Here is an 8,796-nt window from a genome sequence, read left to right as displayed (position 1 = left end):
AGAAAGGCTATACAATCGCTCCATCTGAACAACAAACTGCATAACCAGTTAAATAACGACATAGTACATTTACGCCCTTCAAAAAAATTAGAATATGGTGGGCTTATTTTAGTATGGCCTTTCACGAATATGTTTTCATACAAAAATGGAGCTGTTTCCAGCCCCATATAGAAGTAAGCACCCGTTAGTTTAAGTATATTTGTTCACAAACTCTCCATATAACACTATTTATTAATAACAATTGATAATTTATAATTTGCAGGCTCTTTTAAGTCTTCCAAAAATTGATTTAAAAGTTCATTTGATGGAAATTTGCATTCAAGAAGATAACAGCCATCTCCACTGATTTTATAGTTATTTATGATGTATTGTTCTTGTGTTTTTATGAACGACAGATAAGGTTGGTGATAAGTGCTTTGTGTAATGATAGTAATAAAAGCATGGATAAAACAACCTAATTTAACTTGATTAACTTTAATGGCATATCCCTCAATCACTCCATTATCTTCTAATTTGGCAACTCTAGATGCAGCTGCTTGACCAGTCAAATGGACTTTCTCACCCAATTCTTTCATCGTGATTCGACTGTTTTTGGATAGTTCATGCAAGATACCCATATCCGTATTATCTAACATTTATTCAAATCCTTTCATTTATCAAGTCAAATGTGCAAAAGACTTGATTTTATCTATGTATTTGCTAATTGGCCATAGTATAAACTATACGTAGATCAAAGAAAGGAGCGATAAAGATGAATATTAAACAAATTAGAAATGCCACACTTGTTGTCGAATATGCAGGCAAAAAGTTTTTAATAGATCCGATGTTAGTTGAGAAAGGTACATACCCACCGTTCCCAAATTCATTAAGACAAGATCAATTTAATCCTTTAGTTAGTTTACCAACATCGATTGAAAATATTATTCATGATATAGATGCTGTCATTGTCACTCACCTACATCTAGACCACTTTGATGATGTTGCCAAAGAGGTATTGCCGGTACTCCATTTCATGGTGTCTCCGCAACTGGAAAAAACGTTAAATTTTCTCTTCTGATGCTTTTACGAATTGCGGACGGCAAAATCATTGAGAAAAGATCTCATGTTGATACGCATGATATTCTCCGGCAACTTGGCGTTAACTCCTAACTCTTTAAATGATAACTATGTGATAATTTCTTAAGTAGTCAATTTACTTATCATGAGACCCTTTAAGGGTCTTTTTTATTATTCTAAAAGCTATCGATGTGATGATTAAATAGATTAAATAATAACTACCGTGTTAGTCCGTACTCTGTGTGTCCAGCCAGCTCTAATGTCGTTTTCTTTTTTTGAATTATTAAACGTCCGTTTGTTTAATTTACTTGCAATAAAAAAGTGTACAATTCCTCCTTGAATTAGTGCACTTATTTATATACCTTATTCAACTATTCTGCCCCTTTAGTTCTATAATGACTTATTGTAGAGTTGACACAAACTGTGCGGTAATTTATTTAATTGAATCTGCTATTTCAACTAATAATTCAGGTGAAATAACGTTAGAAACTTCAGGGTGAACCCTAAAAAGATACAGCTAAACTATTTTTTAAAATTTTAAAAAGAAAGGATATAAGTAATGATTAATTATTTAAAAACTTTTAGAATTTCTAGGAATACACTATCTCAATCAAAACGATTATGGATGGCATTTGTACTGGGAACATTAGTAGCTCTTGGTCCATTGTCCATTGATATGTATTTACCAGCGCTTCCTGATATAGCTAAAGAACTGCATACTACTGAATCTCTTGTACAACTTAGTTTAACCTTTTTCTTAGTTGGCCTATCTCTTGGACAATTACTATCTGGATCACTTAGTGATGTATATGGACGTCGAAAACCTCTTCTCATAGGATTAACAATCTTTTTTGTTACATCTTTCTGGTGTGCTTTCAGTCAATCAATATGGGAATTAATTATATTAAGGTTAATTCAAGGACTAGCTGGATCTGTAGGTATGGTTATTTCTCGTGCCATTGTTCGAGATCTTTATTCAGGTTCAGAGTTAACTAAATTCTTCTCCCTACTAGCTTTGATAAGTGGTGTATCTCCAGTTCTCGGACCCATACTAGGTGCTCAGTTATTACACATTGCCCCTTGGCAAGGTGTGTTTATGGTGTTGAGTGCGGTGGGTTTAATTATGTTTCTTATTATAGTGTTGTGTTTATCAGAAACATTACCTGTTGACTCAAGGTCTTTAGGAGGGATTAAAAATACGCTGAATATATTTAGAAAACTCCTTTTAGATCGAAGCTTCATAGGATATGCTTTACCTCAAGGTTTAGTTTTTGCTGCTATGTTTGCTTAAATATCTGGTTCCCCTTTCGTTCTGCAAAATATTTATGGTTCTTCTCCACAAATATTTAGCCTAATCTTTGCCATTAACGGTATTGGAATTATTATTTTTAGTCAAATTACAGGCAGATTAGCTGGTCGAATCAGTGAAAAAAAACTTTTTGTTACTGGCTTATGCATTGGTTTTCTCGGAGCCATTACTTTATTAGTCATGTTGCTTTTCAATGCAGGTTTATACGCTATTTTAGTACCATTATTCTTTGTTATATCAAGTGCTGGGATGGTAAGTACTACAGGGTTGTCACTAGCTATGCAAAAACAAGGTAAAACAGCAGGAAGTGCATCTGCGTTACTTGGGGTATTATCTTTAGTCTTTGGAGGAAGTATTGCTCCTCTTGTTGGCTTAGGAAGCAATAAAGCAATATCTATGGGAATTATAATAGTTCTTGCAAGTATTGGATCTATCTTATCTTATATTTTTCTGTTAGATCGGAAAACATCTAAGTCCAATAAAAATTCAGTATCTATCTAGTTCTATTACCTTGTTGAACTCCCTCAGTTTGATGCGAATATCTCTCGAATGCTCACTTATTCGCAGGATTTCATAACCCTTGTAATTGGACTTACAGGTAAATGAAATGAGTTCAGATCAGTTAGGCTTCGTGAAGGCATAGTTAAATAAAGGAGTCAGCTACCACTCCATATTTTACCCCTGTGTGAAAAATATCAACCGGGAAGGTCTCTTTAATATTTGAATTTCCAAACAATTTACGTACAGCTAATTTAGATGAAGAGTAACACATAAAAGAAAAGATAATTACGTTAAAATGCGAATCTCTAGCACTTTAAAAACTGGAAATAACATAAGAGACAAGAGCAAAAGAACGGACAGGGAAACGAAGAGGAACCGTACATTGTTATCTGTTTGCTTCATGATTTTTCCCCTTTACTTTTGAGATAATGAGTAATAGCAGAGGCAGTAAACCAAATAAAAACATTGCAACATTGCCAACGAAATCCCCAAGTTTAAATGCATCATTTATATTTTTGGGAAACATAGCAATGAGGTAAATAATCGGAAGCAAACCATAGATAAATGGATGAATGCTCTTTTTGAAAAGTTGGGACAGACCTAAAGAAGCTGCATAGTAGTCAACGGTAAAGCAAGTAAACATTTTCATAATCCATATCACAAGTAACAAAGATTCAAACCGTTCAAAAATCAAACCAGTTACTTCATAACTGCGTATAAGATTAAGCGTCGGCCATGTTCTCGTGACCACTCCATCGACGGATAACGCGCCGATGACCATCACGACGGTTATCACGTAAAGAATCAAGGAAATAAAAACTCCAACCAGGACGACTTTTACTGCTTTATTTGGTTGTTTCATAAACGGTAAAAGAAGCAACATGATTTCAGGACCTGTAAATGCGAGAGCCGTTGCTTTTACCCCTTTTAGTACTGGAATGGTTCCCAACCCTAATACCGGGCGTAAATTATCGATCTCAAATATTTTGAAGCTCATAAAGGCAACTAGTAAAAAAATAATAATCGCAATTGGTAAGATAATTTCAAACAGACGGGCGATCGGATTTATGCCCCCCCGGATTAGATAGAGACTTATCCACATAAATGGCATCATGATGGCCCAGGATGGGGTACCTTCTAACAACATGTAACTTGTTACTTCTACTAAGGAACGGGCATGAAACCCACCAATTGTTAAAAAATAACATATGATAAGTAGACTAAGTAATTTGCCCACCCATTTTCCTACAATATCTTGGATGTATTGATAAAAGGTTTTTTCAGGAAACTGTTGGCTTAATTTGACTATGATTACCCCTGCTATCATCGCAATCAGGCCACCTAAAATAACGGTTATCCAGATATCTGGTGTTTTCACCTTCTCCGCAGATGCTCTGGGCAAGGTGAGAATTCCTGTTCCAAGTATAAAATTGATAAGTATAACCGTAGCTTGTGAAGTCGTAATTCGGTCTTTTGGACGAATTATCATCGCTGATTCACTTCCTTTCTTAAGTAGTTATCCTTTACGTGTGGGATCTTTCGTATGCATCATCTTCGGACGACGTTTCATCATCATAAGGGGCATGCGAACAATAAAGTCTTTCCAATCCTTAAACGATAAGGAACGGCTGGACTCACATAAGGTACACCAAAGCTCTTTAAATTCACCAAATGACTGGTAATGAAAAGAAAGAATAGAATGACCCCGTATAATCCTAATATGGCAGCGCAAAGCATGGCGGCGAAACGAAGAATACGTAACGCAATCTCTGCACTATATTGCGGAATGGCAAAAGATGAAATAGCAGTTAAAGCTACAACAATCACCAAAATAGGGCTAACACGGCCTTACGGTCTCCAGAAGGCGAATTGGCCGGATCATGAAAGAACAGGGGCTTGTTTCCTCTTATACAGTCGCTCAGTACAAACCGCAAAAGACCGCATGTAACGAATCAGTCCAGGCTAACGAATTAAATCGGGAATTTCTACAAGTAAAAGAAAAAAAAGTAGTGGTCAGCGATTTAACATATGTCAAAGTCAAAAATAAATGGCATTACATATGTGTCTTTGTCGATCTCTTTAATCGTGAAATTATTGGATTTAGCACAGGACCTAACAAGGACGCCAAGCTTGTGGCAAGAGCGTTTGCATCTATCAAAGATTTGAGATTGGTCGTTCACTAAGTATGAAAGGTTGCCCTTATGATAACGCTGTCGCGGAAGCGACCTTTAAAATCATTAAGACTGAGTTCGCCAATCAAACAACATTCGCAAGCTTAGCTCAGCTTACACTCGAATTTGGAGATTATGTGAACAGGTTTAATAAGTTGCGCATTCATGGAACTTTAGGCTATGTAAGCCCTCTAGATTTTAAAAAGTTATCCCTTAAAAAAGTTGTTTGATTTAGTGTTGACAATCCAGGTTGATTAAGTAATTAACATATAAGGTCATTAATAAGGGGGGATAAAATAGTGATATTCCCCCTTTATTGCATTTCTCTACGGCCTGTCTATACTGTGTCGTTTTCTTTATTCTTGAGAAGCCAAGATAAAAGAAGAAGATACTAAATCAATAAATTTGAAAACCCTTTGCTATATATGCTAGCAAAGGGTTCATTTTTTCTTTCTTAAAATCATTTGTTGCAAGAAACAAATCCTATTGAATAAGATTTGTTTCTCCAGCTATTCTTTTGCTGCTTTGATACAAAATAATTATAATAGATAACTACTTTTTTACATCAACAACTCTTTAAACTCTTCTATAAACCTTCAATCCAAAAATATATGAAATTAATATTATTAACACCATCCAACCGAACGACACCCACAGATCATTTCCAACAGGCTGCGAGTCTAACAGATTTCTAATAGTTTGAATAATCGGTGTCATTGGTTGATTTTCCGCAAAGATTCGGATGATCTTCGGCATTCCTTCGACAGGAACAAATGCAGAACTGACAAAAAGCAGCATTATTAAGATATATGAAAAAGAACTTGCTCCTTCAATACCTTTAGCAGCCAATCCAAATGGCACTGAAATCCACGTTAATGTTAGCGAAAAGAGAGTGATCAATAGTGCCACAAGTAGCCATTCAGCAAATGTTGCATCACTTCTAAATCCAGTTATAAATCCTACTATTAATACGACCATTATTGAAACTAACATAAAAATAACTGAAGCTATTACCTGCCCCCCCAGTACAGATGATTTGGCTATGGGCATTGACTTAAATCTGTCAAACATCCCTGAAGTTTTGTCTAAATTTATCCGTAACGAGGTGTAAGCAGATCCTGTAGCAATCGTCATTAACAGAATTCCGGGAAGAATATAATTAATATACTCATCTTCAGACACTCCAGCAATTTGAATGGCACCACCAAATATGAAAACCATACCCAATAACATCATAACCGGCATCGCAACAACCGTAAGAAGCGTGTCGATACTACGTATATTATGTTTAATGATCCGATTTGCAAGCGTTAATGTATCACTTAAATTTTGAAAAACATTCATAATTTTCATCCTTTCGAAAGTGTCATAAATACATCATCAAGGGTTGGAGTAGTCATTTTGAAGGTTTTGAGGTCAATTTTTTCAGTTGTTAGGGCATTCAATACGTTCAAGGTCGTTTGAATTTCTTTATCTAAATCTATGGAAATCTCAAAGTCTGCATTTTTGATCGGAGAATAAGATTCCAAAAGTTTTAAAGCTTTCTCGGCGTCTTGATTTCGATTAAATACAAGAAGTAATTTATCTGCTCCAGCAATTCGTTTCATTTCATCTGGGGTCCCGCTGGCAACAATTTTCCCTTCTCGTAAAAAGCCTATTTGATCGGCTAAATAATCTGCTTCTTCTAAATATTGAGTCGTTAAAAAGGTGGTTTTCCCTTGGGACTTCATTTCTTTAATCATATTCCAAAGCTCCTGCCTGCTATTCGGATCCAATCCAGTAGTAGGTTCATCCAGAAAAATGATTTCTGGATTCCCAACTAAACTCATGGCTAAGTCGAGACGACGACGCATTCCTCCTGAATAATTTGAAACAGCTTTATCTTTGGCTTCAGTCAGATCAAACTTTTCTAACAAACTTTCGGCAACTTTTCTCGAGTTGCGTTCGTGTCGCAATTTAGCAATTAAATAAAGGTTTTCGTATCCAGTGAGTACTCCGTCAACAGTGGTATTCTGGGAACTAAAGCTAAATAACTTTTGTGCCAATACCGGATTGTTAGCGACATCTATGTCTTGGATTGTCACTTTCCCTCCATCACTATTTAGTAACCCGGTAACAATTTTTAATAGGGTACTTTTCCCAGCCCCGTTCGCCCCTAATAAGGCATATACGGAACCTTGCTTCAAAGTGATATTGACATCTTTTAAAACCTCATTCCCTTTAAAGCTCTTTTTTACATTTTTGATGTTAAGGACTGTTGAATTCATGGCTCTCTCTCCTTTACTCAATTGAATCCCTTAATTTTTTTTTCATTTTATCCATCCATGTTTCTTCTGGAAATTCTGCTAATAATGAGTCGGCAAATTCGGCAATATCATCTCCTACTACATCTCGTACGCATAAGCCATCCGTAGCACTATTCTCAAACATCTCTAAAATATTTTTCAAAATCTCAAACATGCCTGATCCCTTTGCAAAATTCCACATGTATTTTTCAATTGCTTTCATCGCCTTTCTGTATTCTTCTGGTAATTTATTCACTCGTTTTTTATAGGCACGATATTCTCTTTTTTCTTGCATCATTTTTTTAAACATTTCTTTTCTCCTTTATTTCATTCATTTTTTCTTCTAAGAATGTCCAACGCTCCCAAAATTCCTTTAACTCTTGTTCTCCTTTAGCGTTTAACGTGTAAAATTTTCTCGCAGGTCCAAGCTCTGACTTTTTCTTCTCAATCGACGAGCCCTTTTTTCTCGATTCGAACAAGAATGGTGTAGACAATTCCTTCCACAATATCGCCATATCCTAAATCGTTTAGGTACTTAGTTATTTCATAGCCGTAAGTTTCTCCAGCATGGATCTTTTGAAGCACCACCCCTTCAAGAACACCTTTAAGCATTTCAGTTAAATCTTTCATATATCATCCTAACAAGCTACTTAGTATCACCGAGTACTACTATATAGTATTACAAAGTAGCTGTTGTGTGCAACCCATTTTTTTTTATTTACTTCTTTTAAAATTTATGTAGTAAAACCGAACATTCTTACCTCCCGAAAGAGGAGGGAAAAAACATCTGACTGATTTTAAAGAGGTGGCGGTAGAAAGAGGAAATTACATGAACACATCTTTATCAAAAGTTTCAGCCCATATACTATGTCCCCGCAAAAAAATTCCGTTCCTCACTGGAAAGAACTGAACGAAAACGGAGAGTCCACCTGGGTCGAAAAAGTGAGGAAAAACACTGAAAAGGATACGGTTTAATGGCATGAGGGAACCAACTGAAAAAACAGGGAACCGTCAGAACCCTGACGGGGCAAGAATTATAGGAGAACAGCCTTAGAAAAACGATTGGATCAAGATTGAATTTGATTGAAAATGAGAATGGACTTATATTAATTTACGATTGGGATTTTTTCAGAAATTGGCATAAGGTCTGCCGGGAAAAGTACCGGAAAAACTTTCGGTTTTGAAAACTTATTTTTATTTAAGTACCCTTAATTTTTTCTAAGGAAGGGAACTTTTTTATAGAGACAAAACATCGCGACTTTATTTCAAATCCATAAAAATACATCAGATTGTGTAAATTATAAAATGAAAAAACAAGATTATTCATTTAATCAAATTTTAAGAGAAAATGGGAATGAAAATTGGCAAATGACCAATTAACACATCAGTTGAAAATGTTGGATTTGGGTCAATATTTTGGACACTAAAAAGTTAAATCTTAAGCTGTATTCCTAATTCGATCTTCAATGGCTTG

Annotated in this window: 6 protein-coding genes and 5 pseudogenes; 4 read left to right on the top strand and 7 right to left on the bottom strand. The window is 35.5% G+C overall.

Features of this window, described 5'->3' with window-relative positions; translation table 11 throughout:
- Positions 1-224: 224 nt before the first annotated feature.
- On the bottom strand, positions 225-635 hold the full coding sequence (locus ACFX4X_RS24610) for an Lrp/AsnC family transcriptional regulator (protein ID WP_377387353.1): 411 nt from the start codon (positions 633-635) through the stop codon (positions 225-227).
- Positions 636-751: 116 nt separating this feature from the next.
- Here ACFX4X_RS24610 and ACFX4X_RS24605 point away from each other — a divergent pair.
- From ACFX4X_RS24605 to ACFX4X_RS24595, 3 genes and pseudogenes are all read left to right on the top strand, one after another.
- A pseudogene (locus ACFX4X_RS24605) lies at positions 752-1,000 on the top strand (MBL fold metallo-hydrolase); the annotation flags it as partial.
- A 56-nt stretch (positions 1,001-1,056) separates the two neighbouring features.
- A complete protein-coding gene (locus tag ACFX4X_RS24600; protein WP_289337802.1) occupies positions 1,057-1,149 on the top strand; it encodes a hypothetical protein in 93 nt (30 codons plus the stop codon).
- 466 nt (positions 1,150-1,615) lie between these two features.
- Positions 1,616-2,866: pseudogene (locus tag ACFX4X_RS24595) on the top strand (multidrug effflux MFS transporter).
- A gap of 385 nt (positions 2,867-3,251) precedes the next feature.
- Here the strand turns inward: ACFX4X_RS24595 and ACFX4X_RS24590 are convergent.
- Together ACFX4X_RS24590 and ACFX4X_RS24585 are read right to left on the bottom strand one after the other, a co-directional pair.
- Entirely contained in the window at positions 3,252-4,355 is a 1,104-nt protein-coding gene (locus ACFX4X_RS24590; RefSeq protein WP_284471162.1) for a spore germination protein, read from the bottom strand.
- Between the two features lie 27 nt (positions 4,356-4,382).
- Positions 4,383-4,714 (bottom strand): annotated as a pseudogene (locus tag ACFX4X_RS24585) (spore germination protein); the annotation flags it as partial.
- Between ACFX4X_RS24585 and ACFX4X_RS24580 the strand changes: the two are divergent.
- Positions 4,708-5,267: pseudogene (locus tag ACFX4X_RS24580) on the top strand (IS3 family transposase); the annotation flags it as partial. The pseudogenes ACFX4X_RS24585 and ACFX4X_RS24580 overlap by 7 nt on opposite strands.
- 346 nt (positions 5,268-5,613) lie before the next feature.
- Here the strand turns inward: ACFX4X_RS24580 and ACFX4X_RS24575 are convergent.
- The 4 genes and pseudogenes from ACFX4X_RS24575 to ACFX4X_RS24560 all read right to left on the bottom strand — a co-directional run bounded on the left by ACFX4X_RS24575 (position 5,614) and on the right by ACFX4X_RS24560 (position 7,952).
- Positions 5,614-6,381: an ABC transporter permease gene (locus tag ACFX4X_RS24575; RefSeq protein ID WP_377387349.1), complete on the bottom strand. Its 768-nt coding sequence runs from the start codon at positions 6,379-6,381 to the stop codon at positions 5,614-5,616.
- Between the two features lie 5 nt (positions 6,382-6,386).
- Entirely contained in the window at positions 6,387-7,304 is a 918-nt protein-coding gene (locus ACFX4X_RS24570; RefSeq protein WP_377387346.1) for an ABC transporter ATP-binding protein, read from the bottom strand.
- Between the two features lie 13 nt (positions 7,305-7,317).
- Positions 7,318-7,632 (bottom strand): DUF1048 domain-containing protein, encoded by a 315-nt coding sequence (locus tag ACFX4X_RS24565; protein WP_377387343.1) that lies wholly within the window; start codon positions 7,630-7,632, stop codon positions 7,318-7,320.
- Positions 7,625-7,952, bottom strand: a pseudogene (locus ACFX4X_RS24560) (PadR family transcriptional regulator). The gene ACFX4X_RS24565 and the pseudogene ACFX4X_RS24560 overlap by 8 nt, the downstream one beginning before the upstream one ends.
- Positions 7,953-8,796 lie beyond the last annotated feature (844 nt).

Source organism: Peribacillus sp. YIM B13481, from assembly GCF_042787985.1.
GTDB lineage: Bacteria > Bacillota > Bacilli > Bacillales > DSM-1321 > Peribacillus > Peribacillus simplex_A.
The sequence above is the reverse complement of the archived record's forward strand: the minus strand, read 5'-3'. Positions and strand labels throughout refer to the sequence as shown.

Bases quoted from the DNA above. Each gene is read 5' to 3' on its own strand.
- ACFX4X_RS24610 (WP_377387353.1), bottom strand. From the start codon at position 635: ATGTTAGATAATACGGATATGGGTATCTTGCATGAACTATCCAAAAAC.
- ACFX4X_RS24600 (WP_289337802.1), top strand. From the start codon at position 1,057: ATGCTTTTACGAATTGCGGACGGCAAAATCATTGAGAAAAGATCTCAT.
- ACFX4X_RS24590 (WP_284471162.1), bottom strand. From the start codon at position 4,355: ATGATAATTCGTCCAAAAGACCGAATTACGACTTCACAAGCTACGGTT.
- ACFX4X_RS24575 (WP_377387349.1), bottom strand. From the start codon at position 6,381: ATGAATGTTTTTCAAAATTTAAGTGATACATTAACGCTTGCAAATCGG.
- ACFX4X_RS24570 (WP_377387346.1), bottom strand. From the start codon at position 7,304: ATGAATTCAACAGTCCTTAACATCAAAAATGTAAAAAAGAGCTTTAAA.
- ACFX4X_RS24565 (WP_377387343.1), bottom strand. From the start codon at position 7,632: ATGTTTAAAAAAATGATGCAAGAAAAAAGAGAATATCGTGCCTATAAA.